The organism is Streptomyces sp. NPDC005496, assembly GCF_042872045.1.
GTDB lineage: Bacteria > Actinomycetota > Actinomycetes > Streptomycetales > Streptomycetaceae > Streptomyces.
This window is the reverse complement of the sequence record NZ_JBIAJQ010000010.1, coordinates 67,540-93,476: the sequence shown is the minus strand read 5'-3', so window position 1 is coordinate 93,476 and position 25,937 is coordinate 67,540. Positions and strand designations below refer to the sequence as shown.

The 25,937-nt window shown below is 67.7% G+C and carries 18 protein-coding genes and 3 pseudogenes; 9 read left to right on the top strand and 12 right to left on the bottom strand.

What is annotated here, in order from left to right:
• Window positions 1-560: 560 nt before the first annotated feature.
• Window positions 561-848: a hypothetical protein gene (locus ACFYQQ_RS28545; RefSeq protein WP_355780615.1), complete on the top strand. Its 288-nt coding sequence runs from the start codon at window positions 561-563 to the stop codon at window positions 846-848.
• On the opposite strand, the gene ACFYQQ_RS28540 is transcribed toward ACFYQQ_RS28545, so the two are convergent.
• The 3 genes from ACFYQQ_RS28540 to ACFYQQ_RS28530 form a co-directional block, all read right to left on the bottom strand.
• On the bottom strand, window positions 849-1,883 hold the full coding sequence (locus ACFYQQ_RS28540) for a hypothetical protein (protein ID WP_355780616.1): 1,035 nt from the start codon (window positions 1,881-1,883) through the stop codon (window positions 849-851).
• Between the two features lie 1,146 nt (window positions 1,884-3,029).
• Window positions 3,030-3,392, bottom strand: a complete 363-nt coding sequence (locus ACFYQQ_RS28535) for a hypothetical protein (RefSeq protein WP_355780619.1) — start codon at window positions 3,390-3,392, stop codon at window positions 3,030-3,032.
• A gap of 1,093 nt (window positions 3,393-4,485) precedes the next feature.
• Window positions 4,486-8,193: a helix-turn-helix domain-containing protein gene (locus ACFYQQ_RS28530; RefSeq protein ID WP_388905529.1), complete on the bottom strand. Its 3,708-nt coding sequence runs from the start codon at window positions 8,191-8,193 to the stop codon at window positions 4,486-4,488.
• Window positions 8,194-8,601: 408 nt separating this feature from the next.
• Here ACFYQQ_RS28530 and ACFYQQ_RS28525 point away from each other — a divergent pair, with 408 nt between their 5' ends.
• A complete protein-coding gene (locus tag ACFYQQ_RS28525) occupies window positions 8,602-9,795 on the top strand; it encodes an acyltransferase (RefSeq protein WP_355779029.1) in 1,194 nt (397 codons plus the stop codon).
• Between the two features lie 300 nt (window positions 9,796-10,095).
• Here ACFYQQ_RS28525 and ACFYQQ_RS28520 read toward each other — a convergent pair whose 3' ends face one another.
• From ACFYQQ_RS28520 to ACFYQQ_RS28500, 5 genes are all read right to left on the bottom strand, one after another.
• Complete coding sequence (locus ACFYQQ_RS28520) at window positions 10,096-12,219, bottom strand: hypothetical protein (protein ID WP_356240113.1); 2,124 nt, start codon at window positions 12,217-12,219, stop codon at window positions 10,096-10,098.
• A gap of 182 nt (window positions 12,220-12,401) precedes the next feature.
• A complete protein-coding gene (locus ACFYQQ_RS28515) occupies window positions 12,402-12,737 on the bottom strand; it encodes a helix-turn-helix transcriptional regulator (RefSeq protein ID WP_355779035.1) in 336 nt (111 codons plus the stop codon).
• A complete protein-coding gene (locus ACFYQQ_RS28510; protein ID WP_388905730.1) occupies window positions 12,734-13,867 on the bottom strand; it encodes a tyrosine-type recombinase/integrase in 1,134 nt (377 codons plus the stop codon). The genes ACFYQQ_RS28515 and ACFYQQ_RS28510 overlap by 4 nt, the downstream gene beginning before the upstream one ends.
• A 611-nt stretch (window positions 13,868-14,478) precedes the next feature.
• Complete coding sequence (locus ACFYQQ_RS28505; RefSeq protein ID WP_355779038.1) at window positions 14,479-14,616, bottom strand: hypothetical protein; 138 nt, start codon at window positions 14,614-14,616, stop codon at window positions 14,479-14,481.
• A gap of 169 nt (window positions 14,617-14,785) precedes the next feature.
• The gene (locus tag ACFYQQ_RS28500) at window positions 14,786-18,529 is read right to left on the bottom strand and encodes a S8 family serine peptidase (RefSeq protein ID WP_355779040.1); all 3,744 of its coding nucleotides are present in this window, start codon (window positions 18,527-18,529) and stop codon (window positions 14,786-14,788) included.
• 251 nt (window positions 18,530-18,780) lie between these two features.
• Here ACFYQQ_RS28500 and ACFYQQ_RS28495 point away from each other — a divergent pair, with 251 nt between their 5' ends.
• Window positions 18,781-19,737, top strand: coding sequence for a helix-turn-helix domain-containing protein (locus ACFYQQ_RS28495; RefSeq protein ID WP_355779042.1), 957 nt, complete (start codon window positions 18,781-18,783; stop codon window positions 19,735-19,737).
• Between the two features lie 31 nt (window positions 19,738-19,768).
• Here the strand turns inward: ACFYQQ_RS28495 and ACFYQQ_RS28490 are convergent.
• A pseudogene (locus ACFYQQ_RS28490) lies at window positions 19,769-20,203 on the bottom strand (hypothetical protein); the annotation flags it as partial.
• 351 nt (window positions 20,204-20,554) lie between these two features.
• Here ACFYQQ_RS28490 and ACFYQQ_RS28485 point away from each other — a divergent pair.
• A pseudogene (locus tag ACFYQQ_RS28485) lies at window positions 20,555-20,684 on the top strand (IS701 family transposase); the annotation flags it as partial.
• Window positions 20,685-20,756: 72 nt separating this feature from the next.
• A pseudogene (locus tag ACFYQQ_RS28480) lies at window positions 20,757-20,900 on the top strand (XRE family transcriptional regulator); the annotation flags it as partial.
• Between the two features lie 69 nt (window positions 20,901-20,969).
• Here ACFYQQ_RS28480 and ACFYQQ_RS28475 read toward each other — a convergent pair.
• Complete coding sequence (locus ACFYQQ_RS28475) at window positions 20,970-21,356, bottom strand: hypothetical protein (protein WP_355779098.1); 387 nt, start codon at window positions 21,354-21,356, stop codon at window positions 20,970-20,972.
• 97 nt (window positions 21,357-21,453) lie between these two features.
• On the opposite strand from ACFYQQ_RS28475, the gene ACFYQQ_RS28470 reads away from it, so the two are divergent.
• Complete coding sequence (locus tag ACFYQQ_RS28470) at window positions 21,454-21,705, top strand: hypothetical protein (RefSeq protein ID WP_355779044.1); 252 nt, start codon at window positions 21,454-21,456, stop codon at window positions 21,703-21,705.
• Window positions 21,702-22,076 carry a PIN domain-containing protein gene (locus ACFYQQ_RS28465; RefSeq protein WP_355779047.1) on the top strand — a complete coding sequence of 125 codons (375 nt, stop codon included), beginning with the start codon at window positions 21,702-21,704 and terminating at the stop codon, window positions 22,074-22,076. The genes ACFYQQ_RS28470 and ACFYQQ_RS28465 overlap by 4 nt, the downstream gene beginning before the upstream one ends.
• A gap of 429 nt (window positions 22,077-22,505) precedes the next feature.
• On the opposite strand, the gene ACFYQQ_RS28460 is transcribed toward ACFYQQ_RS28465, so the two are convergent.
• Window positions 22,506-23,741, bottom strand: coding sequence for a SpoIIE family protein phosphatase (locus tag ACFYQQ_RS28460; RefSeq protein WP_355779050.1), 1,236 nt, complete (start codon window positions 23,739-23,741; stop codon window positions 22,506-22,508).
• A gap of 362 nt (window positions 23,742-24,103) precedes the next feature.
• On the opposite strand from ACFYQQ_RS28460, the gene ACFYQQ_RS28455 reads away from it, so the two are divergent.
• Entirely contained in the window at window positions 24,104-24,283 is a 180-nt protein-coding gene (locus tag ACFYQQ_RS28455; protein WP_355779053.1) for a hypothetical protein, read from the top strand.
• 324 nt (window positions 24,284-24,607) lie between these two features.
• Here the strand turns inward: ACFYQQ_RS28455 and ACFYQQ_RS28450 are convergent, their stop codons facing one another.
• Entirely contained in the window at window positions 24,608-24,946 is a 339-nt protein-coding gene (locus tag ACFYQQ_RS28450) for an STAS domain-containing protein (RefSeq protein WP_355779056.1), read from the bottom strand.
• 828 nt (window positions 24,947-25,774) lie between these two features.
• On the opposite strand from ACFYQQ_RS28450, the gene ACFYQQ_RS28445 reads away from it, so the two are divergent.
• Window positions 25,775-25,936: a hypothetical protein gene (locus ACFYQQ_RS28445; protein WP_356240109.1), complete on the top strand. Its 162-nt coding sequence runs from the start codon at window positions 25,775-25,777 to the stop codon at window positions 25,934-25,936.
• Window position 25,937 lies beyond the last annotated feature (1 nt).

Sequence of the window (25,937 nt, the reverse complement as noted above, 5' to 3'; positions counted from 1 at the left end):
GGAAGCATGAGTTGCGGCCCCTGCGCTGGCCACGTACAGCCCAGGCTGGTGGTGGTCCTGTACATCCACGGCCGCCGAGACCCTATTCACCGCGAGCGGATCAGCCACCCCGCCATGCTGCCCGGCCCCCGCCCCCGACTCGTCCGCCAAACGCGCCGCTTGCGCCGCCTCTCATTGGCACGGGCAGACAGAAAAGCCACCGTGTCGCAGAAAAAAAGAGCTCGACGGACGGATCAAGAGATCGCGGGCCAAACCGCGACCCCTGGTGGCGCCGACCTGCGCGCACTCACCGGGCCGCAGCGGTTCCTGGCCGCGCTTCCCACGCTGCCGGGCGGCCTTGCCGACGCCCCTCCGGGCCTGAGGTCCGAGCCGCCATACAGGTAAACAGGGCTGCGTTGGACCCGGATGCCTCGGTGGAGGACTGGCAGGCGGACATAGTTGTCAATGAGCGTCCTGCGCGGCCTCGGTAGTTGCGGGACGGTCGAGTCCGCAGCATGCGGATGTGGGCGGCGACTTCCCGCCTCTTCACGCCGCTAACGAACGGTAGACCGTCCGCCTCGGTGACGAGCTTCATTGGGCGCTGTCCTGTCACCTCGACAGTCGACGGAACTCCCGCCAGCCTGCTCGCGGCTGGATGGGCGGCTAGCGAGGCACGCCATCTCGGGGTTCCGCTGGTACTGCTGCGCGGCTACGAGTTACTCGCCGACGCGCAGGCGTCGGTGCGGCAGCACTACGGCGACATCGACGTGGTGACCGAGCTGACAGTCCGACCGGAGGCGGATCTGCTCACCGAATGGAGCAGGGACGCGCGGATGATCGTCCTCAGTTCGTCAGGATGCGCATCGTGATTACGGCGTCCACATCGGAGACGTCCCGGGCCGTGGCGAAGAGTCGGCCAGCAACGACATCACGCCACCGGGGATGCCGAGTTTCGCCAACACCCAGTCGAGCGAGGCACCTTCGGTATCGCACATTCTGGCGATCACGCTCGTCTGCTCGGGCAGAAGGATCCGGCGTGGGATCACGATCGTCTCGCGGACCCGGTCGAGGGGGAGCCCCCGCAGGAACCCCCTCGCGGATGCCTGCACGGCGTCCTCGTCCTTGGGCAAGGGCAACTGTCGACGGGCAGCGTTCGACACGACGATCCCGGCGACATGGACGTAGTCCGCGAGGAGCGGCCCGAGCAGGTCTGCCAGTGCGTCGGTCTTGGCAGCGAGCGTCAAGTCGGTGAAGGGCATTGGGAAGTTCAACAGGCCGCTGTGGTCCTCCACCCAGATCCAGGCGGTGCCAGCGCCCGCGGTCTTGGCGCACTTGCCCCGGACCTTGCTCAAGAGGCGCTGGCCCTGGTCGCTCTCCACGGTCTGTCCCGTCAGGGTGGTGCCGCGGGGAGCTTTGCCGGGGCGTATCGTCAGTCGGCTCCCGCCCCTGCTCAGGACGTCGACTGCCGTGCCCAAGGCCGCGCACTGCCGGGCTGCTTCCTCGGTCCGCGCTTTCCACGTCTGGAAGTCGTGGCCGTTGAGGTATTCGGGGAAGTCGCCTTCCCAGTAGATCTCCCGGTCCCTGTCCAGGGTGAGGAGGTGCACTCTGCACCGTTGACGGAACGCCTCGTAGTCCTGGAACTTTTGGTCCTCGGCAAAGGTGACCACCTCGATGAAGACGGGACCGATGCGGACGTCGCCGGGGCCGCCGCTGGCTTTCGCCGGCTCCAGCTCTACCTGGTGTCCGCGCGCCGCCCCCAGGAGCGCGAGCCGGGTCTGCGTCTGCGTATGGAGGAACCGGGACAGGGTGACATCGCGGCGGGCATCGCGCTTGACGGTGGTGAGGCCGGACACTTTGGCGTTCTCCAGATAGGCGTATGCGGCCCACCAGCGGATCGCCTCCACCCAGGCTCCCTGCTCGGTTCCGGTGAAGGTCTGTAGTACCGGCGCGGCTCGGCCCAGACCGACGAACGTGTCGCTGGCGCGGTCCGAGGAGGGGGAGGGGTGACGGCCTTGGGCAGCCAGCGGCTGTCGAAGAATGCGGTGAGGCCGGCCACGGCACGTTCGGTCACTTCGTGACCTGCGCTGGATAGATAGTCTGCGCCCTCGGGCGCACCGAACCATGCCTGCCAGTCGATCGTGCGGGGGCCTTGATCGATCGCCTGCCATATCTCTCTGTCGCGAGGGTGCATGCCGGTCAGCATGAAGGATCCGCGGACCGGTAGCGCAGGAATATCTACGGCGGCTGCCACCAACATCTCGTCCAAGACGCCGCCACCCCCGGCATCGACGTGCACATTGTGGATGGGATCATGTACGACCGTCGCCTGGCCCGCGATGAGCGACCTCTCGGTCAGCAGTGCGGGAGACTCGAACTCAGCAGCCACTCCAGGGCCTCGGCTGGGCACCCCAGCCGAGAGCCTGTCTGAATCACAGCGGGCTGATCACGCGTCCATGAGTGGCTACGACCGATAGAAACCGGACGGAATGAACGACTGGGACCGTCGGATGTATTCGGGCCTAGAAATAGACCCAGCCGCTGCAGTCGTAAACCTGGTGAGCGGCGTCAGGGTGGTTGCAGAGCCGGAAGGCCCAGACATCACGGCCAAGGTTCCAACTGGTGGAAGTTCCGGCTCGGGTATACAGATTGATCCCCCATGCCCCGTCATAGGTCCGATACTGCACGGTGCTCCCTTCCCCTCCGGCCGAGTAGAGCCATATCCATGCCGCAGCACCGTTTCCGGGGTTGTTGTCCACCTCGGCCTTGGAACCTTGCCACCAAATTCCGGCCGTCGCCATGGTCGAGGGCGGTGAGTCGAGAGTCGGCGCTGCAGAAGCGGACGGCGCAAGCGCGACACTACAGAATGCCAGAATTCCCGCAATAGCGGCGAACACGCTGGCGGATTTCTTTGATCTCATTCCCCTACACTCTCTCATATACGATGTCACGCCGAGTTCCGGAGGAAAAAGTATCCCCAATATCTGAACCCTGCGCATTCCTGTATTGCTGAACGTCAATTCTCTTAAGGGGTGCTGGCAAGCAAATTGACGTTACCCGAAGTAGACCCAGCCGCCGCAGTAGACGATGGTGCCGCCGTTGTGATTGTCGCGCTCGACGCAGGCATGGAACCTCCAGATGTCCGCCGACAAGTTGGCAGAATATGAGGTCCACTGTGCGGGCCACAATTTTCCGGTCCGCCCGTCGTAGTACTGGTACTCCGCCCAGGCGTCATCCGTGCCAGTTCCGTTATAAGCCCAGATCCAGGAGGCAGATCCATTTCCGGGCTCATTATCGGCCTGTACCTGCATACCCGAGTATTCAGTTCTGAGAGCGTACTGCACGCCAACTTCGCTCGCCGAAGCCTGCTGCGGAATAATTACGCCCAATGCAGTGACCGCGAGAGCGGCAGCCACTCGAACAAGGTTCCTCATGATAACCTTTCAGAAATAATGATGACGAGTTTCCGCCCCGCGTAGGGGATTTTGCGAAAAGCTTCCGGAGGGGCTGCAGCTTGTGCCTCCAGCTGCAACCGGAACAGCCCGCAAAGAGTAATTTGACGCCGCCGTCTGAGAGGAAGTAGGGCCATTATTCGAGCTTTCGAAAATGACCCCCAAATCTATTGAACCGGTTGCCGCGTCAAGTAGATCATTAAATTGTGCGCCTCGTCAAGGTTCGCCTTTCTTGAGAACTGAACACTTCCCCACCTCCACATGAACAGCCCTCTGTCTCGACTTGCTTTGCGCTCAAAAAACCTCCTTTTAAAGTTGAGGGTATATATATTCATCCCGTGGTCCAATAGGTGGCAACATTTCCATTTTGCCTCACAGTTCGTGACAAGATCAGTTTGTCCGTTTATGCCAAGATTCAGCCGTCCGGTGTAGTCGTACCGTCCCAGCAGCAGGGTCCCCGGCGCGGCGAGTGATCCGGTGACCGCGCCGATGATGGCTTCGGTGGTCTGGCGGACCTTGTGCTTCTGCCACCTCGCGTGGGCCGGTAGGCCCCGTTGAGGTTCTTGAAGACGAGGCCCTCAAGCCCCGCGACGGCCCAGTCCAGCCATTCGCGGGCGGTGTCCGGTCGGTGGTCGACGGGCACAGCGCCCACGGCACGCTCAGCTCCTGTTCGGCGAAAAGTCCCTCGAGTGCGGCCCGGCGCCGCCGGTACTGCCGGCCGGTGAGATCGGTGTCGCGTAGGCGCAGCACGTCGAACGCAGAAGCGCGCAGGTTCGCAGGTTCTCGGATGGGCCTGGAGGCGAACCCGTGCGTTGCTGTTGCCATTGGCCTGGGTTGAGCGGCGAGTTCGCGGACAGGGCAATAGGCCACGTCCAGGATTCCAATGAGGGCGAGGGCCATCGAGCTGGTGAGGTAGGTGAAGTCTGCGGACGGCGCGATGATCTGCCCTGCGGACGGCGCGCCGATGTGGCATCCGGAGCGGGGGCATCTACCTGCTTCCACCGCACCGTTCCGGCCTTGTCTGCAGTCGGCTCATTGCCCGCCGCGCAGTGAGGTCCTATCGCGCGGCTGGCCGGCAGCCGGATTCAGCGGACTGGTCGTGCAGGTAGCGGGACTGTTCCAGAGGCGTGAGGGTGGTGTCGATGGCCTGGCAGATGTTGCGGATTGCGTGGGCCGGGTCGGGCAGGTCGACTTTCCACAGCCCGACGGAGCTGCCCGCGCCGATGGCCAGGGTTTGTCCGTCCGGGCTGAACGCCACGGCTGGGAGCGGGCGGGTCGGCAGGGTGATTCTGGTCTGGCTGGTGGCGAGGTCCCACAGCTGGACTCCTCTTGTGCTGCTGGTGGCCAGGGTGCGTCCATCGGCGCTGAAAGTCAGTGACACCACCTCACTGTTGACGCTGAAGCGGTCTTTGGGCTGACCGGTGCGTCTGTCCCATGTCTCCACAAATCCGCTGCTGCCTGCGGTGGCCAGGGTGTGCCCGTCTGGGCTGAACGCCAGGGACACCGGGGTCCCGTTCGGCTTGATGGTGCGCTGTGTGCGGCCGGTTGCGGAATCGAGCAGCGTGACCTGTGCGTCGCCGCTGGCCCCGATATCTACGACGGCAAGTGTGCGGCTGTCCGGGGTGAACTCCAAGGGTCTGACGGATCGGTCGTGGCCGGTGTGGACGGTGTGCAGTGCACCGGTTGAAAGGTGCCAGATTTTGACCGATCCCTTCCCACCGGCGATGGCGAACCGCGTCCCGTCAGGACTGAAGGCTGCCCTGCTGGCGCCCAGGGCACGGCTTTTGAGAAGACGGCCCGTGGCGACGTCCCGGACCTCGATCACCACACCGTTCTTTGTGGCCCTAACGGCCAGGGCGCGCCCTGTCGGGCTGAATCCCACAGCTCCGAGGCGCCAAACCGGGAAACGCAGCTGCTGTCCCCGGAGTGCCAGGTCGGTGTCGAGCGCCAGTGTGGCTTCATGATTACCGGTTCTGACATCCCAGAGCTGTACCGACCCACTGCCGGGCGGGCCTTGGTGAACCGTGGCGACCGTGCGCCCGTCCGAACTGAATGCCATGTCGTCAACGGACGTGCCGGCACGGCCTCGCAGAGTGGTCTGCGGTTGATCGGCGGCAAGGCTGTGAACGCGGACGGTGGGGTCCGCGTTGCTGCTGGTAACCAGGGTGCGGCTGTCCGCGCTGAGGGCCAATTTCACGGCCCCGCGTCCGCGGTGACCGGCGATCACGGTGGCCTGCGCCGTGCCGGAGGCGGTGTCCCACAGTCGGACCGTGCCCTCACGAACCGGGATGGCGAGGGTCCGCCCGTCCGGGGCGAAGGCCACCTTGTTCCACCCGATGGGACCATCCCTGATCGTGCGCCGGACGATGCCAGTGGCCGTCTCCCGCAGTTGCACCGAACCATCGGTTCGGACATTCGTGTAAGTCCGGCCGTCAGGGCTGAAGACCACCGCCTCGCCCTGGCTGTCATGGGCGGTTCGGGTGCGGCCGGTGGCCACGTCCCACACCCGCACTCGTCCATTGCTCACGGCGGTGACGGTACGTCCGTCAGGGCCGAAGGCGACGGCCTGCGCGTCGAGCCGGCTGGTGAAACTGCGCCGCTTGTGGCCGGTGGCCACGTCCCACACCCGTACAGCCCTCGGGGAGGAGGCGGCCACGGTACGACCGTCAGGGCTGAAGGCCATCCCGCGTACCGAACCGTCGGGGACGGTGAGGGTTCTGAGTTTCCTGCCGGCGACGGGATCCAGTAGCCCGATCATCCCGTCGGCTCCACGGACGGCAGCGACTGCGAGGGTGCGTCCGTCGGGACTGAACGCTGCGACTTCGCCGCTGTCGTAGCCGGCGAACGTGTGTCGGAGCCGGCCTCCGGGCAGACTCCAGATCCGCACCTTGCCGTCTCGGCTGTTGGCCGCGACGGTGCGTCCGTCCGGGCTCACGGCGATGGAATCCACGGGTTTGGTACCGCCGGTCAGGCGCTCGCGCAGCGGTAGGGCCGCGGCCGCGTACAGTGCGGCGGTGGCTTCGCGGGTCGGGCTGGTTCGGTAGGCGTGGACAGCGAGCAGTGAGGCGAGGTCGGGTTCGGAGGCCAGCAGTGCAGTGGACTGGGCGGCCAGTTGCCGGGACTGGGCAAGGTGCTGGGCGGTGACCGCGCTCTGCCACTGTCCCGCGGCGAGGCCGGCGGCGATGAGGGCGAGGCACAGGGCGGCGGTGACCGCGGTGAGCACCAGCCGGTAGCGGCGGCGGCCCTTCTGTTCGTGGTCGCGGCTCGCGTGGAGGAAGGCGTACTCCAGGTCGTTCAGGTCTTCGCGCGGTGCGCCGCCGAAGTGTTCCTGGGCGGCGGTGAGCCGGCTCCCCCGGTACATGGCGCCCTTTTCACGGCCCAGTTCCTGCCAGGCGTGGGCCGCCTCGGTCAGGTTTCGGTGCATACGCAGGCGTTCGCGGTCTTCCTCGATCCACTCGCGCAGCCGGGGCCAGGACGTGATCAGGGCCTCGTGGGCCATCTCGACCGTGTCGCCGTCCAGGGTGAGCAGCCGCGCCGCGGCGAGTGCCTCCACCACCTGGGCGGAGTCATCCCGGCCGGTGGTGGGCAGTTCCGCGTGCTCAAGGGGACGGCGGGTGTCGGGGGTGCCGTCACCGGGGGCGACCAGGCGCAGCAACACCCGGCGGGCGGCAGCGGCCTGGTGTTCGGTGAACCGGCCGTAGACCATCTCGGCGGTCTCGGCGATCGCGCCGTCCAGACATCCGGCCGCCTCGTATCCGGCCAGGGTCAGCGTCTTGCCTCGGCGGCGGCGCCAGGTCTCCAGCAACGCGTGGGACAGCAGCGGCAGTCCGCCCGGTGCGTCGGTGACCTCCTTGACCAGCCGGGCGGTCAGAGCGCGTTCCACGGTCAGTCCGGCGGCCGTGGCCGGCTTGACGACGGCGTCGCGCAGTTCCGCCGGGCTCATCGATCCCGCCAGCAGATTGGCATCGCGCAGTGCGTCGGCGAGGCCGCGGTGCTCGGCGCAGCGGCCGTAGAAGTCGCCGCGCACCGCCAACAGCACCCGCAGGCGGCTGTCTGCCTGCCGGGCTGTCAGCAGCAGATCGATGAAACGAGTGCGCTCGGCCGCGTCGTGGCAGAGGGTGAAGACCTCCTCGAACTGGTCGACGATCACGAACGTGTCCGTCCCTGCGCTGTCGTCACGGGGCATGGCGGGGGTGAGGAGGGGTGCATGGGTTCGGGCGGGACGTTCGCCCGGGGTGAGGATCCGGATCGCGGCCGGACGCAGGTCCGGCTCCTGAGCCTGCCGGAGGACGGGTATCAGGCCGGCCCGCAGCAGGGAGGACTTGCCGCTGCCGGAGGGGCCGAAGACCGCCGCGAAACGGCGACGCCGCAGCAGGTCGACCAGGTCGGCGGTGAGTTGCTCCCGGCCGAAGAACAAGGCGCTGTCCCCGGTCTCGAACCGTGCCAGGCCCCGGTACGGCGCGAGTGATCCGTCGCAGTCCTGAGAGCCGTCATCGGCGGACTCCTCCACCGCCTCCTCCCACCGGGCCTCCCATTCCGCCAGGTCTCCACCGCACGCCCCCGCATAGGCCAGGGCCACCGGCAGCGTCGGCAACTGCTCGCCCGCTGCCGCCTGCGACAGCGTGGTCACCGAGTAGCCCGCCCGCTGGGCCAGAGCCCGGTAAGTGATCCCGTCAGCCTCCGCCCGCAGCTTGCGTAACTCGAACGCAAACCGCTGCACCGGACCCGCCGCCGGATCCACCGGCACCTCACGACGACCCGTCACACCCTCACCCCTCCAGCTGCCCCTGCATCAGAGCGGGCAGCCAACCCATGCACCTCTATGACACCCGAACGGTTCGCGCACCCCGTCATTGTTCGGCCCCCAGAACGGTACTGCCGAACAACGCCATAGCCGCTGGACTCGTTGATGCGAGCGGCGCGGGGGACAGCGCTGCGGGAAACCCTGCTGGTCGTCTGCGGCCAGCAGGGCGACCTGCAAGCGCGCCAGCAGGATCGAAGGCTTAGCGATCTCCCCCACCCGATGCGGGCCACGTCGACACCCGCGCCACGACCGGCCCAACCAAGATCTCACCAAAGAGGAGTCTGTCTGCGCATGCAATCCCCACCCCTCCTCCCTCCTTCACCGACACCTTCACTCTCACTCAAATCGCGATTACTGACGGCCCTCACGATGGCCGGTTCGTCGCGGTTGGGCTGGCTGGACGCATTGCGCGGCATCGCCGCGCTCGTCGTAGTGTTCGACCACTCGTCGTACACGTTCATGGCGGACTTCCGGCGGGAGTTGATGCCGCAGTTCAACACCAGCCGCTACGGCATCATGGTGTTCTTCCTGGTGAGCGGCTACATCATCCCCGCGTCGCTGGAACGCCGGGGCTGCGTCCGGACGTTCTGGATCGGACGGATCTTCCGGGTGTACCCGCTGTGGGCAGCTGTCGTCACTGTGTTCCTTGCCGCCAACCTCTTGGGCATTGCGGACATGCGTGAGTTCGGTCAGCAGAGCGCTGTCACTGTGGCTGTCGCCCACGCCATGATGCTCCAGGAGTTACTGGGGACACCCAATCTCCTGCTCATCCTGTGGACCCTCTCCTACGAGATGTCCTTCTACCTGCTGGTCGTCGCTCTTTTCACGGTGCGCCTTCACCGGCAGTCTGCGGCGGTCGCGGTCATCTTGGCCGTGCTTGCCGCTGTGAGCGTGACGGCAGGGGTAGTGCTGCCAGCCTCTGCCCTGTCCAGCTTGGTCGGCACCGGCTCGCTGATCGCGTGTGCCTCGATCGCCATGGTGATCGCCATCTGCTGTGCGAGCGCCAGGTCACCCGTGCTCCGGGTGTTCGGGGGTGTGTTGGGCGGGGTGCTGGCGCTGGTCCTGATCGCGTTGAACGGCACGGTTCCGGTGTGGGAGGGCCTGGTGATCCTCGCCGTGATGTTCCTCGGCACCGCCGTCTACCGTGCCGAGAACGGACAGACCACCTGGCGCTACGCCGCTGGCACTGCCGTCCTGGTGGTCGCCTGTGGCGTGGGGAGTGCGTACCGGTACGGCGACGGTGGCCACTTCACACGGCGCGGCTGGATCGTCGCGTTCCTGCTGGCTGTGCTCACGTTCGGCGCCGGGCTGGCGTCGCGTCGCCAGCGCATACCGCGGGTGCTGACCGGATTGGGAATGTTCAGCTACTCGGTCTATCTGGTGCATCCCGTGCTGCTGGCGGTGATCGACAGCACGATCGGCCGACGGCGGCAGGACAGTCCTGCGCTCGAAGTGGCGTTCTTCATCGTGCTGCTGCCCCTGTGTCTGCTGACCTACCGTTGCATTGAAGCGCCGAGCCAGACCTGGGGCCGCAGGTTGGCCCGCCACATGCAGCCACCGTGACACCTACGCCCGCTCGTCGAACAGCGGGACGCCCGCTGGTGCCAGGTCGGTGCGTACCCGCAGCAGCCGGACTGGGTGCCTCCATCGTCCGGCCACGTCCAAGGACACGTCGACGGCGATTTCGGCGACGAGGACTGGTTCGACCAGGTGAACCTGGAGCTACTGTCGGGAGCCCCATCCGGCGGAGAACGATCAGCCCGTTGTCGCTGGCTCCCCGAGGCAGCCGGCCTGCGCCCACCCGGCCATGTGCGAGGCGGTCAGGGCGTGGGGTTGCAGACGGGCTGGACAGCGCCGCCCGGCTTAGCGGATCCGGGGCAGCGCCTTGTCGGGGTGCGCGGTGTGGACGTAGCGGACGGCGGTGCCGGGATGGATGCCGAACAGGTGCACCAGATGTACCGGGTCGGCGGTCTGCCGGGCCTCGTCCAGTACGCGGTCGCTCCACATCTGGCGCGGGGTGATTCCGGTGCGATCGAACGCGCGGCGCAGTGCGCAGTAGCTGACGGGCGGTAGGGCGGGGTGGTGCGCCGAGTGCGTCGTCACCAGCAGGTGCGGGTTGGGCGATGCGGGCCACTGGTCATGTCGTTCCTGAAGCCACTCGTCCAGGAGGCGGTGGGTCAGCGTGTCGAGATAGACCGTGTGCAACTGGCCGCGCAAGTCGACCGTGAGGGTTGCGTGGGCAAGGTCGGGCGCGTTCATGGGCAGTTGAGCGATGTCGGTGACCTTGATGGCGTGGACGGCGACCAGGCCGACGGCCAGACGTCCCATCGCGCTGTCTACCCGGTCCAGCAGGCCGCGGAGCCGGTCGCTGGGCAGTGGTTCGGGAAGTCGTACGGGTGTGGTGAGGGAGAGCCCGGCGAGCGGGTTGGTGAAGACAGTGCGTTCCTGTTTGAGGGCCCGGAAGACACTGAGCAGGACGTGGTGGACGCCGCGGGCCTGGTGCCCCTGCCGGTCGCTGAGGGCGGAGGTCACGTGCGCGGTGGTGACCTCCCGCAGGTCCAGCCCGTCCTGGCTCCAGAGGGTCAGGACAGGAAGAACGACGTTCAGGTCGCGGCGGATGCGTGTGTAGTCGGCGGGCGGGTGGGGGCGGCGGCCCTCTCCGCGACGGACAGCTACCCAGGTTCGCATCTGGTCGGCCATGGCGTCGGGGAGCTGTCGGAGCTTGGCTTCGATGGCCTGACGGTGCCAGGCGTCTGCGCGGCCGGTGTCCAGGCGGGCCAGTGACGGGCTGGCGGCTGTCGTGCGCTGGTGGTCGGGTGTGAGCAGTCCGCGCTCATGCAGGAAGAACACGATCCGGTGCAGAGAGACGCTTGGCTCCAGCGCCGCGAGTGCGCGCACGTCTCGCTCGGAGACAGGCTCCTCCACGCCCGTGTAGGCCAGGAGGCGGTGCAGCAGCTGGATGGAATGGGCGTGGTTCGGCTGCCCGCCTGCTGTGGCGGGAAGGCAGACAGCGAACTGTTCCAGCAGTGCCCTTGCCTCGGCGCTGAGTGGGGGCAGCAGGCGGTGTGGCACAGCGTGGACGGCCCTCCAGTCACGCGGAACTGTCAGCAGGGTGCTCTGCCCGGGGATGGCGGGATCACAGGCGGACAGTGAGGCGAGGTCGTCGTCGTGTACCTCGGCAGGCGACGCGTGCGGCTGTGCTCCTTTGCCCACCAGTTGGTGGGCAAGAGGTCCGGCGAAGGTGAGCTGAGTGAAGGCCGCGGACGGCTGACGCTCGTTCCGCACGAACGCCAGACATCCCCGGCACAGGCTCGACTTTGCATGTACGGGAAGATCGTCGCGTGCGCAGCGTGCGCACCGGCCCCTCGGGCGGTGTCCACCGTAGTGCCAGCCTGAGCAAGCGTTGCACAGGCGGGTGGTGATGCCCCAGCTGCCGCAGTGCGCGCAGCCTGTCACGATGCCGGCGGGCACTCCGCGCCGGTGCGGACGCATCTGGTCGGTCACCTGCGTCGGCCCCCGCCACAGGTCCGCGCGCTCCAAGACCTCCTGTGCGGCAGCCGCACCGAACTGCATCCCGCGGCCCTGGTCGAGGATCTCGCGCGAGACCTTCCTCTCACCCTCGGTATCCCGCACGGCCAGGGCAAGACGCAGCCGCCGCCTCACCTGACTGCACCACTCCCGGCCCAGTCCGCGCTGCCGCGCCAGCAGCAACGTGTACTGCTTCAACGCCTCCTCCTCTGGCCAACGCCTCTCGGCGATGTCGACCAGGTCCGGCGCTCCGAGCTGGCGGAGCACCGGGAACAGGACCTGTTGGCCGGGCATCGCCGCAGGCAGCACACATCGTCGGGACTCTGCGGGCCGAGCAGTGAACGGCCGGCCAAGGCGCCGGGCCTGATCCGCCACACCGGGAAATAGCAGCCGGAGCTGCGTCGGAGCCGGAAAGCTGAGCACGGTGTCCGTCGCCCGTTCGGTGCGCACCGCCAGCACGCACCCGCGGCACACCCCGTCCTCGCCCAGGTGCTGCGGGTACCGGCACCGGGGGCACATCCCGCGCTGCGCGTACTGGCGGTCCCACAGCTGGCACCCGCTGCACCGCCAGCTGCGTCGGGGCTGTCCCGGAGCCACCGCCAGGCAGTCCTCGCACTGCCTCATCCGCTCCATCGCGCGGCTTAGTTCGGGGGCTGCAGGCGTCGCGGGCCGTCGTGTCGCGGCACCGGCCGCACCGGGCCAGGGACCCTTTCGCCACTTGCGACCGCCTGGGTCTCACCTTCTTCATCAGCTGCGGTCGCGGCCGGTTCGGCTTCCAGGAGATCGGCCACGGTGCATCCCAGCGCCTGGCAGATCAGGTCCAGGTCCTCCAGCCGCACAGTCACCGGTGTGCCGCCCCACAAAGCGGACACCTTGCTCAACGACGGATTGAAGCCCACCCGCCGGAACGCCGCCAGCAAGTCCGTCGGCCGCCAGATGTCCTGCCGCGCCGCCACCCAGCGCAGATTCCACTTCACCGAAGGCTCCCTGTGTCCGCCACCAGCCGCTGCCCGGCCCGCTCGGCCGAAGCCCGCCGCGCCGCCTGCTCCGGATCCCCCTGCGCGGTCAGGAGGTACCGGACCGTGGTCGTACTCCACCAGTGGCCCAGCAACCGCTGCACCTCCCACAGGGACATCCCCCGCTCATAGTTGTGCGTCGCGCACGCGTGACGCAGCAGATGAGGAAACAACTCCTCTACCGGACCCGGGAGATGCGCCACCGAGGCAGCCCGCAGCGCCCGCCTGAACGTCGAGGGCACCATCTTCGGCGCGACTGGCATGTTCAGCGCCGCGACCGCCACGGGCAAGCGCTCGGACGGAAACAACGGCGCAGACGGATGCTCAGGATCGTCCCGGAACAACCCGCGCATCTCCTCCACGTACCACCACAGCAGCTCCCGTCCCTGCTCGAACAAGAACGCCTCGCGCTGCCGTGGCCCCGACCCACGAGCTCCCTTGCCGTGGACGAGGAACCGGCCCCACTGGCCCGACTCCCAGTGCACATCGCGCATACACACGCCGCACAGTTCGGCCGCTCGCACGCCCGACAAGTAGGCGATCTTCGCCATGACGTAGTCGCGGCACGCGACCGCCTCCTTGCGTGCCAGCGGCAGAGCACGCCGCCACGCAGCGAAGAACTCCCGCATGGCCTGCTGCGACGGCGGCACCCGCAGACCGAAGTCACCCCGGTGGCGTGGCCGGTTGAACGGATCGATCGGGGACTCCACGACCACACCGAAACGACGGCTGATCTCACCCGCGTACCGCTGTTCGAGGAACGCGAAGTACCCGTCAATAAGGTTGATCTTGGTGCGAACGGTGGAGCGGGCCCGCTTGCCCGGTCCGGCGAAGTAGCGGTCGAGGTCTCGCGGCTGCAGGCGCCACGGCGCCAGATCCAGGTACTCACAGATCTCGATCACAGGCTTTACGAGCTTGTCGACCGTTTCCGGCATCAGGCCCGCCGCGTCGCGTGCCCACTGGTACTCGGCGAGGGTGTCGAAGAAGTAGTCACGCTCCGACAGGCCGCCCCGCTCGCCGCGGCGACGGTGCAACTGGAAGACCTCAGCCAGCCCGGCGGCACCAAGCTCCTCCGCCGACCTTGGCTCCACCACGCTGCGACGAGTTCCGGATTCATCCACGAACACGCAGATTACGAACCACGCTCGCAGATTCTGCGAGTTTCTGCGGAAACTCCACCGATTCAGGGATACGTCGAACACAGGTCTCGGACCTGCTGACATGCAACAGATCGCACGCAGAGATCATCTACGAACCCGTGCGTACTCCAGTTACGAAGTGCGTCGGCCACTCATCGGCGGGCTGAGCGGCCCGGCGCCGCGGCGTATCAGCCGTCTGTTGAGCTGCTGCCGGTGCCGCGGCGCGAGCGCAGTAGTACGCGTCCGTTGGCGCAGCGGGCGAGTTGCGCTCTGTCGCCGTCCCACTTGGGCTCTGCGGCGTGTCCGGGTGGGAGGTCTGAGCCCGGTACGGGTGTGGTGAGCATCGGCTCAGGAAGCGTCCAGACCATGACGTCCATCTAACCCGCTGGCGTGGTGGCTGCGCAGGACGCATCACGCGGTACGCACCAGGAGTAGCGATGTGGGGTCAGGGGTGGAGCGCGTCCTGGAGGGTGGGGTAGCAGGGGATGACACTGACCTCGACGGGAGGTCGGCCGTGTGCCGTCCCAGCTAGCGATAGCCCGGTCGGTCGCTCGCGCAGTGTCCTACCCACCGGCGGTGGCACCGGAGTGCTCGTAGCCGTCGGGCTCGTCCGCCCAGCGCTCCTCCTCCAGCGCGTCCCACCACATCTTCTGGTACTTGTCCTCGCGCGGGTCGTACGGTTCGCGGGCCTTGTCTGCCATCTCGGCCCAGTACGCCGCGCCGGCCTCCGCCTGGCCAAGCGGCGCGTTCGGCCGGGCTCATCGCCGCCAGCCACGCCTCGCGCTGCGCCTGGTGGTCCGACAGTGATCCGGCCGGGGTTGTGCGCCCCCGGACGGACCACTGTTCACGCGCACGATCTGCGGCTGAACGTCAGCGCAGGCCGAACGCCCGGATCACCGTTTGACGCACCGCGTTGCCCGCCGAGTCCTTGGCGCTCGCCCTGAGCGACACGTAGGACGCCTTCTTCGGCGCGTTCAGGCGGTACCGCCCGTCGTGGTTACGCGTGGCCCGGTGCCATGTGGTGCCGCCGTCGTAGGACATCTCCAGAGCGACCGCTCCGATCCTGCCGGCGCCAACGGCTTCAGGTAGCTGAGCGGCGACGGCGGACAGCGTGTCGTGACGCCCTGCGCGCCCGGCCGAGTCGGTGCCGACCTCGTAGTCGATCTGCACCAGCGGCAGCACCGCGTCGGAGCCGTCCGCCGTCGCCTTCGAGGTGAAGTCCCACTCGGTGCGCGTGCTGGAGGAGTACGGGGTGAACGCCACGTCGCGCTTGCTGGTGACGACCAGCCGGTAAGGCAGCTTTCCGGCACCGGGTGCATCGCCCGAGACGTTCGTGAAGGTTCCCGACCCCAGCTGCGTCGTGCCCTGGTAGAGGGTCTGTCGCTGCATGGCTTCGCCATCCATCTGGTTCATGCCGACGTGATCGTGACTGCCCCAGGCCGGGACGTCGATGTACAGGTGGTCGCCCTTGCGCGTGGGCATGCTGTACACGTCGTTCAGGTAGGGCCGTTCGATCGGCTTGAACCACTCCTCGGACTGGGTGCTGCCCGCGCGGTAGGAGGTCTTGGGGCCGGCTTCGAAGACCAGACCGTCCGCGTAGGCGCTCTGGCTCCAGCTGTTCAGGGGACCGGTGGAGACCCAGTCGGTGCGCTTGCCCCGCACGGGTTCCGGCATCATTCCGCCGATGGCCCAGTCGTTGTAGACGGGCCAGTCGTACCGGAACTCGCCGCCCGTACTTCCCGGGGCCGGGCTGTCGAAGGTCTCGTCGATCCGGGCGAGGTTCTTGGAGTTGCCCTGCACCACCATGCGGCTGGGGATCTCGTTGTGCCAGGTTTGGTCGAGGTCGTAGACGTATGGGCTTACAGGCGCCGAGCCGGCCGTGACCGAGGCGCCTCGGGTCTGGGCCTGCCGGACGAGCTTCTCGCCCTCGTCGGTGCTGAGCAGGCCCACGTCGAGGCGGACGGGCGTCGAGCTGAACGGCGCGTTGTAGGAGCGGAAGCCGCGGCCGTCCACGTTGTTGACGACCAGCATGAGCTTGGCGCCCGCGCCGATCGCGGCAGTCGCCTGCTCCATGTCCGACACGTCGTCGTTGCGGCGTACGACGACGGCCTTGCCGCGGGCGTCGAGGTCGGCGTAGTCGGTGCTCGCGCCCTGGCCGGCGAAGACCAAGGGCAGCTTGGCGCTGCCCTTGGGCAGGGGGGTGACGCCGTCCTGGCGCAGCACATCGGTGAAGTCGGTGGTCTTGGTGGAGACGGACAGTGCGGGCTGCTCCTTGCGCCAGCGGGCCGTCAGGTAGAAGTCGCCGTGGGTGACCTTGTGGGTGGTCGGCTGGGCCCAGAGACTGTCGTAGTTGGTCTGGGCCTCCATGTAGTCGCGCCAGATCTGATTGCCCATCAGGCGGGTGTAGTCCAGGCGCTGGTAGGTCGTCTCGGTCGGCTGCGGGGTCGTGATGTCGATGCGGTCGATCTTGGACGCGTCGAGCGAGACGGTGGTGTCGCGGTCCAGGCGCACTTCGGGGTCGCCCAGCAACGCCATGCCCCACGAGTGGGGACCGTGGACGCCCTGGACCGTTTTGAAGGACAGCACCGAGTAGACGTCGTTCGGCAGGAATATCTGCCCCGTACCGGAGTCGTCGATCACGATGAACTGCGGGACGTCGTCACCGGACCTGAGGAGTTCGACCACGCCGGACATCGGCCTGCCCTGGGCGTCCTTGAACTTCATGGTCAGTCGGTGCTCGACGTCACCGAGGGAGACCGCGGTGTGCGCGGCGAGTTTCCCGGCCGTGGTCCGCGCGAGGATCTGACCGGTGTACCGGCCGTCGTTGGTGACGCCCGAGCCGTCGATCGTCACGGTGGCAGCTGCGCTGCCGTTGGCGGGCACGACCACCTGGGAGGCGGAGAGTCGGAACACTCCGGCGGGGGCGTGTGCCGCCTCGACGCTCAGCGCGAGTGTGACGGGCTTGTCCGTGGTGTTGGTGTAAGTCACCGGGCGCTGCACGCCGCCGCTGGGGTTCTGCGGGATCTGCGCGGCGTACGCGGTGGCCGTGGCGAAGACTCCGGCGTGCGCGGCGGCGGCGACATCCAGGCGGCCGCTGCCCGCCTGGAAGGCGTCGTACTGCGGGGTCTGGTGGGAGCTGCTGGTCAGCAGATCCTTCAACTGGCTGCCGGTGAGCTCCGGATGGGCGGCGGCCAGCAGTGCGGCGGTGCCCGCCACATGGGGTGTGGCCATGGAGGTGCCGCTCATGGTCTGGTAGGCACCCTCGCCGTTGCCGTCGAACTGGGAGTTGGCTGCGAGGATGTCGACGCCGGGGGCGGTGATCTCGGGCTTCAGGGCGCCGTCGACGCGTGGGCCCTGGCTGGAGAACTCGGCCAGCGAATCGTGAGAGTCGACGGCTCCCACGGTCAGGGCCTGGTTCGCGGCGCCCGGTGCGCTGATGGTGTCGGGTGCTCCCGCGTTGCCGGCAGCGACGACGAACAGCGCGCCGGTCCGGGCGCTCAGCGTGTCCACGGCCTGGCTGAGAGGGTCGGTACCGTCGGACGCCTGACCGTCGCCGAGGCTCATGTTGATGACCTTGGCGTGCTGGTCGACCGCGGCCCATTCCATGCCGGCCAGGACCCAGGAGGTCTGTCCGGATCCGCTGTTGTCCAGCACCTTGCCGATGTCGAGGCGGGCGTCGGGGGCGACGCCCTTCTCCTTGCCGCCGGAGGCAGCGCCGGTACCGGCGATGATGGACGCGACGTGTGTGCCGTGACCGAAGTGGTCATCCGTGTTCTCGTCCGGTACGAAGCTCTGCCGGTTCGCGACGCGGTCCGCGAGGTCGGGGTGCCCTGCGTCGATGCCGGTGTCGAGGACGGCCACGTCCACGCCTTTACCGGTGTTGCCGTCCGCCCACGCCTGGGGGGCACCGATCTGCGTGGTGCTGTCGGCGAGGTCGGCGTGGACGAGGCCGTCCAGCCAGATGTGCGCGATCCCGCCGGCGAAGGCCGGTGCGGCGGCCTGCTTGCGTGCCGCGTCGCTCGGCGTCTGCCCGGCCACGGACTTCCAGAAGTCTTCGGAGCGGTCCGCGGTGAGAGCGGCGCCGTTGATGCCATCGAGGGTACGGACCCGGGTCGCCCCGTCGGGCCGAGCGGCGGCCTTGCGACGCGAGTCGGCGGAGTGAGTGTAGGAGACGATGAGTGGCAGCCGGTCAAGGTGCGCGTCGTCGTACCCGTCGGCGATCATGTCCGTGATGTTGAACAGCTGCCGGTCCAGGGTGCCCTTGGCCACGAAGGGCAGCACGGACTCTGGGAACACGTAGAGGTCGTCATCCGACGTCAGGATGTGGGTCTGTACCGGGCGTCCGTCGGCACCGCGCACGCTGACGATGCCTCCGGTCCTGCCATGCGTGCCGGAGCTCTGACGGGTGGTGACCACGTCACCGGTGATCAGTGTGACGGAGTGGTCGCCGGCGGGCACCCGGTCGGACGTGGATGCGACGGTCGGGGAGTCGGCGCCGTTGGATCGGGCCACCGAGGGCGCCGAGGCCGTCGCGTCGTGGGGGCTGGCCAGCGCGAGTGCCAGGGCACCGGCGGCAACCGGGACGCTCCAGCGTCTGCGGTGGTGTGTTTTCACAAGGTCTCTCCCGGCTCTGCGTCGGACAGACCAAGGTCGTCCTCTGCCGTCAAAGTGGCGCCCCCTAATCGCTCGTCGGCATCGAGGACGCTCGGAGCCCTTCGACAGGTGGCGTGAACGTTCAGAGTGAAAGCTTGTGAATGAGGAATGTCTAGATCAAACTCGTGTCGAACATCGCCGGTTGGCGATTCGCGTCACGACCGTCCCGACTGCGGCGGTGATCGCTGGGAGGGCATCCGGTGCTAAGCACCTTGGGGATCAGCGAGTTCGACGAACGGGTCTACCGGATCTATCTGACCAAGTCGGACCGGACGGTTGCCGAGATCGCCGAGAGTTTGGGCACCACGGCGAGCCGGACCAGACGCGCGGTCTCCCGGTTGGTGGAACTGGGCATGCTGAGAAGGGAAGGGCCCGGCCAGTACCGGCCGGTCAGCCCGCACACCGCGCTCAGGGCACTGCTTGCCAGACGCCGAGCCGAGACCGAGGCGGCGTTCACCTCGGTGTGGGGCACCGTCGACGATCTGGCGGACGAATACCGCACCCGTCGGCTGCAGGAGGATCCGACCGGGCTGGTGGAGGTGATCACCGGCGAAGCGGAGATCACCCTGCGCGTCGCCGAACTGCTGCAGTCGGTCCGCACCCACTTCTGGGTGCTGGATCGCCCCCCTTATCTCGGTTCCTACAGCACCGAGTTGGAGGAGGAACTGACGATGGACCTGCTGGGCCGCGGCGTCGACATACGGTCGGTCTACACCCCGGAGGCGCTGGCTCAGCCGGAGCGTTTTGAGCTGATCACCCACCTTGCCCAGATCGGCGAGCAGGCCCGCATCCTGCCGGCCCTGCCGTTCAGACTGCGCATCATGGACAGGCGCGTCGCGCTGGTCGCGCTGGTCCCGGGCCGCTACGACAAGATCGCTGTCGTCTACCAGTCGGGCCTGCTCGACGCACTCCTCGAGTTGTTCGACACCTACTGGCAGCGTGGGCATTCCCTCGTCGCGACCGCTCCGGCGGCACCCGACGGGCCGAGCGCGCAGGACCTCCTGCTGCTGAAAATGATGCAGGCGGGTTACAAGGACCAAGCGATCGCACGGCAGTTGGGGACAAGCCCGCGCACCGTGACGCGTCGCATCGCGGCGATCGCGTCCAGGCTCGGCCTCAACACGCGCTTCCAGGTGGGGGCCGAGGCCGCCAAGAGGGGCTGGATCTAGTACTCCAGCAGCGTTTTGCTATCTGGCCTAGTCAGAGGCGTGCTCGGGGGAGTGTAGTTGGCTGCCTCCAGGGCAGGGGCAGTCTTGCCGGACCGCCCCTCCAGCGAAGGACATCGTCGCCGCTAGTGACAGTAACCAGGCCACGGTCTGACGCCTTCGCCGCCATTGCGGCCAACTCAGCGCATGGATGCGAAGGGCCGGGCGGGGCCGGTGTGCGGGCCCTGTTGCCAGCAGCCGGCGGACTTATGCCACGGTGAGCGGGACCAGGGTGGAACCGTTTCTGCGTCCCCCTTGCCGCTGCTTGTGCCGCCATGGCCGTGAGAAAGGCATGCGCGCGCATGGCCAGAGTGATGTGCCTCATCCAGCCGGCGTAGCGGCGTACCTCGTAGTGGTCCAGGCCGCACTCGTTCTTGGCAGCCTGGAAGCACTCCTCAATCGCCCACCGACGCCCGGCAACACGCACGAGCTGGCCGGCGTCGGTTCCTGTCGGCGCGTAGGCGAGGTAGGAGGCGATCTGATCGGGTCTGCTGATGCCGTGGGTGCGGGCGTCGCGTGCTGGTTCCCCACACGCGCTGGGGCGGGCAGAGCAGGCGCATCTGTCGAGCTGGTCCCGCCGAGCGGGACCAGAGTCGGGGCCAGCGGCGTGAAGCACGATTGGGAGGAGGTTGCGCTGCACACGGGCCCGCCCCCAGGGCCCCGGGACAGGTGTCGAAGACCTCGTGGCGTAGCGCACCTCGGTCGGCGAATTCGGAGCACACGCAAGTTCGGCCTCCGGGCAGCGGGCGGCTGCCGTTTCTCGGAGAAGGCCGCCGCAGCCGCACGCTGGGACGCCGACGCCGTCCGCGACTACGCCGTCAAACACCTCGGCGCCGACGACGCGGTGCTGATCGTGGACGAGATCAACTTCGAAGGACTGGGCCTCGGCGGGCGTGCAGCGGCAGTACAGCGAACAGATGATGCCGCCGCCATCGCTGCTTCACCAATCCATTACCAGGATCTCCTTGCCGATCGCCGGCCATCAGGAGCAGGGCGCCGACGACGCCCGCCCCCAGGAAATCGCGGCCGAAGCGCTCAAGGAGGTCTACTTCCAGGACGGCGGTCGCCGCGCCGGAAGCCTGGAAAGAGTCCGGTTCACCGACGTCGAACGCCTCGAGATCGACCTGCAGATGTCCGAGCGGCAAGGGCCCGAACCGCCTTGTGGGTTCGGGCCCTTGCCGCTTCTGGCGCGCCGCCTATGGAGTGACTACCTGCCCGAGGCGGGCCGCTGCCGGGATACTCAGCTGGCTCGTGCCGAGGTAAAGGGCGTCGGAGAGGGAGAGTCCGGTGCTGCCACTGGGCAGGTGGAGCAGGGTGCCGTTGCCGACGTCCTCGCCTTCGGCGCCGATGGTGAGGTCGGCGCGGCCGTAGCCGGAGAGGTCGGTCAGCGTCACTGCGGAGCCCAGCTTGTCGTCGGTCTCCGTGGAGCCGGGGACGCCGCTGGAGTCCTGCGAGTAGGTGAGCGCGCCACTGCCGGTGAGACCGGCCGAGCAGCCCTTCAGGAGCAGGACCTGGCCCGCGTTGGAGCGGTTGATGCGTGGGGGGAGAGGCGGGGTGGGCCTGCCCTCACGTCCGGTACTCACCGCTCTGGCATACATGGACTGACAACGCACTCAGCCGGGGCGCTGTAGCTTCTTGAAGGCGCTGCACGGCGGTTCTACCGGCGGTAGAATCGGTGGCATGAGTAAGCCGACGAGCATCAAGACCAGCGAGGAAGTACGCGACCGGCTGCGTGTCCTTGCCGAGGAGCGCGGTACCACCATCACCGAGTTGCTCGCAGAGCTCGCCTCCCGTGAGCTCACGGAAGCCGAGCGGGAGCAGCGTGCTGTTGAGGCTGCCCGGGAGCTCGGCGTGGAGTACACGGAGCAGGTTCAGCAGGTCGGCCGGGACGCCTGGGCGAAGATCCGTGCGCATCAGGGCGGCGCCGCATGAACCTGACGGCCGTTTTGGACCACACAGCTCTGGCCGCTTTGTACCGTGCAGACTCCTTCTTCACAGGCCTCTACATCGAGGCCTCGCGAGGTGCTGGCCGTGTCATCATCCCGTCGCTTTCCGTAGTTGCAGCTGAACGGAAGGTCCCGGGCGCCGGTAGGCACGCGGCGTCCCTGCGGTTCGCCGAGAACGTCGCGTTCACCACGGCTCATGCTGTCGATGCAATGGACTGGAAAGGTGTGGACTGGCCGGTGGCTCACGCCGCTGCGATCGCCTGGCACGCGATGAAAGCGGGGGAGCAACTCACGGTTCTGTCGCTCGAACCCGAGCTTTACGCGGGTACCGGCATCACTCCGCTGAACCCCACGTGACCCGTGCCCTCGGTCAGCGTGCGGCATGCAGGTGCACCTGGCGGGCGATGACTTGGCCACGCCAGAGGGTGAAGAGCCGGGCAAACGGCCGCTCTGCGCCGCGCACCTGGCCGGCAACCTCACCAGGAACGTGGCGAGCTCGCTGTCCCAGATCCAGGCGACGACCTCGTTGATATCGAGCGGTCAGGCCCCGGGCCCCGTAGCTCGACGGCATAGTGCACCGAGTCCGCGTCAAAGCTGAACCGGTCGTGCGGGCGATCAGCGGGACACGCAGGGCGGGCCGGTCCACTCGCTGGCCCGCAGCAGGAGCAACCAGCCGCGCCACCTTCAGGGCTTAAGACGGTTCAACGCTTCGCCCGTATGGCACGATCCCCGGCGGCTTTCCTGCTTCGGTCACGCTTGCGCCAGGACGCGATGGACTGATCTCCGTCACAGGCGGACCGCGATGAGGGCGACGTCGTCGCGGGCTCCGCCGGCGACGCCGAGGCGGGCCAGGACAGCGTCCGCAAGGCGGTCGGGGCTCATGCTGGCATAGCCGGCGAGGGCGTCGGTGAGCTGTCGCAGGCCGGCGTCGATGTCCTGGTCGCGGCGCTCGATGAGCCCGTCCGTGTACAGCACGAGCTGGTCGCCCGGGGTATAGGGCACCGCGGCTTGCGGGCGCTGGACGTGGTGGGGGCGCGCGCCGAGAGGCGGGTCGGTGGCCTGGTCCAGCAGCTCGCAGGTGCCGTCGGGGTGAAGCAGGACCGGCGGCGGGTGGCCGGCGCTGCTGTACGCGATCTGCCGGCGGCTGGTGTCGATGACGGCTTGCACGGCGGTGGTGGCGAGTGCCCCTTCGACGGACCGGGAGTACAGACCGAGCACCTCCAGCGACCTGGCCGGTGCAGGCAGGGCTCTGACGGCGGCACTCAGCGCGCTGCGGAGCATGCCCATGACGGTGGCGGCTTCCAGGCCGTGGCCCACAACGTCTCCGACGGCGACCGCGAAGGCGCCGTCGGGCAGGTCAACCACGTCGTACCAGTCACCGCACACGTTCAGCGAGCCGACCGCAGGCACGTAGCGCACCGCGATGTCCGAATGCCGTTCCAGGTCGGGCGAGTGCAGCATGGCTTCCTGCAGGGTGAGGGCGACCTGGCGTTCGCGGGCATGGGCCTGCCGGAGTTCTTCGTTCAGTCTCTGCAACTCTCGCGCACGCGCATACAGCTCGGCCTCGATCGCCTCTCGCCGGCCCAGAGGTCCCTTTGCGGGGCCGGGCGGGCGGGAGCGGACGAACTCGGTAACGTCCTCCACGCGGTGGATGATCCATGCCACCTGCCCGTCCGCGCCGAGGACGGGCGTGTTGATCGGTGACCACCACCGCTCCTCGAACGTCCCGGCCCGGGACGGGAGAGGGATGTCGTACTTCTGCACCGCCATGGTGTCCGGCTGCCTCGACTGCATGACGCGGTGTAGGGAGGCGTTCAGGTTCCGCACCCCGTCCGCGCTCGCATCGGCTGGGTTGTCCGGGAAGGCATCGAACACGTACAGGCCGACCAGTTCTTGGCGGCTCCGGCCGGTGGCCTGCAGGTATGCCTCGTTGACGTCGACGATGACCAGATCTGGATCCAGCACCAGATACGGACTGGGCATGGCGATGAACAACGCCGTGTAGTCAATGCTCGGTTCCACAGGCTCTGCTCAGTCCCTTCCGCTGCTCGACGGCACCGGCACAGATCCAGTCAGGGGACCTACCAGGAGGGCGGGATGGTGAGGCGCCGACGATCAATACGGAGCGAGGAGAAGTCGGACGTTGACTCCCCACGCTCAATTGTCCCAGGAAGGCCGTGGCAGCACCCGATGAGAGGGTCAGGGCAGCCGAAAAGGCGCGGGACTCCGTCATCGCCGCTCCTGCGGCAAGGGCGGGATGGACACGGCTGAGCGGCGTCCTTCCGGCGGATGAAGTTACACAGCGCAATTAGCGAGAGCCGCTGAGCCTGACGAATGGGCGTTGCCTGGGCGAAGCGCCGCTGGCGGGACCAGATGGAGCCGCGGTGCTGTGGCTTCGCTGCGCGACGAACCATGCGGATACTGCTGACTGCGAGGGCCAGGACATCACCGCAGCGGGCTGGGAAGCGGTTCGCGCTGCCGATCCCGGCCTCGCGGTGGCCCCCGTTGCCGCGGTGATGCTGGCGGACGATCCGGGCGGTGACGTCGCCGGCCATCAGCCCTGACCTGAGCCGGGTCGTTACCGTGATCCGGGCCGGACGCTCAGACCGTTGTGGCCGGGGGCGGTTCGACGGAGTGGCCGAGCTGGAGGAACAGGCCGGTGACGGCTGCTTCTGCGATCGCTCGCATGCTGTCGCCGTGGTCCGCGGCGGGTTCGGTGTCGTAACTGCGTGACTGGTCAGCGGGGGCTTCGAGGCCGTGTAGGCCGTCCAGCTCACCAGGACTTTGGGCCCGTCATTGACGACGCGCAGCCCCGGCACGCCCGGCTCATCGTTCTCGAGGATGCTTGGGCGAGGGCGGCCACCGAAGCGCGGTCCTGGAACGAAGTGTCAGGCGGTCAAGGCGAGCCGAAGGGTGGCGTAGACGGGGATCACTTGGTTGACGCCGACGATCTCCAGAATGCGTGAGACCCGCTCGGACACGTTGGCCAGGCGAACCCAGCCCCCGTCATTACTCGCGGCGAGGTGGACATCGAGCAGGAGGTTGAGGCCGGTGGAATCCATGAAACTGACCTCTCCCAGGTCGATGACCGTGCGCCGGGCGGGCGCAGAGCCGCCCACCAGAGCCTCACGCAGCGGCTCGATGCTGCTCTGATCGATTTCACCGCGAACGCTCACCACGGCAACGCCGTCATGCAGGTCACGCTGGACGGACAGACCCACTGGCATGAACGCTCCCGACTCCATAAACGCCGACCGCAGTAGCCCGGTCCCGTCCAGAGCGCTGTCGAGACCGGGCTACGGCCGAGAACCCTAACTGGTGAGCCTTGCGGGCTGCTACGTCCTGCATCGCGTGGGCACGGGCTTGGCTGCTTCAGCCGTGCATGTGTCTACCGCTCTGGGGGCCCTTGCCGGCGAATACGAGCCGGTGGACGAGGTGGGGTGCTTGGAGTGCTCCTTCCTGGGCAGACAGCTGCAGCGCATGCGGGTCCGTGTTCCTGGGTGACGGTGGAGGGGATACCGTCCACGTTACGGGAGAGCCTTGACATCAAGTTTCTGTATGACAAGGGTCTGCGCAGTCAGCACGCGAACTCGACTGCGTGTCTAACGATCGGTTTGTCCGTCGCGTCGTGGGTGACCTCGCTTGAGGTCGAGCCGGCGGGCATCGAACGGGCCGACCGGTGGGGCATCTTCGTCGCTACGTGGCCCGCCACCTGATTCGGACTCGGGCAGGCTCTCGCGCAGGTACGAACGCGGCCTGGCCTAACCCGGCACACGGCTGCTCTCCGCCGGACCGGCCGCCTGGAGCCTCATTCACGGGGGGCGAGGCGAGGCATCAGAGCGCTCCGCACAAGGAAGCCGTCGGGCCGCTCAAGCTCCCACCACCTTGCCGAGACGCCGCCGTAAGGATGAGGCCTGATCATCTGAGGGCGCTGTGACCAGGGGGCCGTGGAGTGGTACTCGTTCGGCGCACGCGGACTTCGCGCTGCGACTCGTTGCCCCGGCATGACGACGCAGGAAGGACCGGCCGTACCCCTCGGCGCTGGCATGAACACCGTGGCAGCAGAGCCCCCATCGCCCTACAACAACGAGCAAGCCCGTCTCGCGCTGCGGAAGCTGCTCGACGACGCCCTCACCCGCCTGCCGATCCTGGGCCCGCTCACCGGCCGGGCCGAGCACTCCAGCTCTCCTCGGCCTGGGTGCGACACCGACAGCTAAG

Coding starts and splice junctions, on each gene's coding strand:
- ACFYQQ_RS28465 (WP_355779047.1), top strand. CDS start 21,702: ATGAACCTGACGGCCGTTTTGGACCACACAGCTCTGGCCGCTTTGTAC.
- ACFYQQ_RS28525 (WP_355779029.1), top strand. CDS start 8,602: ATGGCCGGTTCGTCGCGGTTGGGCTGGCTGGACGCATTGCGCGGCATC.
- ACFYQQ_RS28470 (WP_355779044.1), top strand. CDS start 21,454: ATGAGTAAGCCGACGAGCATCAAGACCAGCGAGGAAGTACGCGACCGG.
- ACFYQQ_RS28505 (WP_355779038.1), bottom strand. CDS start 14,616: ATGGCAGACAAGGCCCGCGAACCGTACGACCCGCGCGAGGACAAGTAC.
- ACFYQQ_RS28450 (WP_355779056.1), bottom strand. CDS start 24,946: ATGCCAGTGGGTCTGTCCGTCCAGCGTGACCTGCATGACGGCGTTGCC.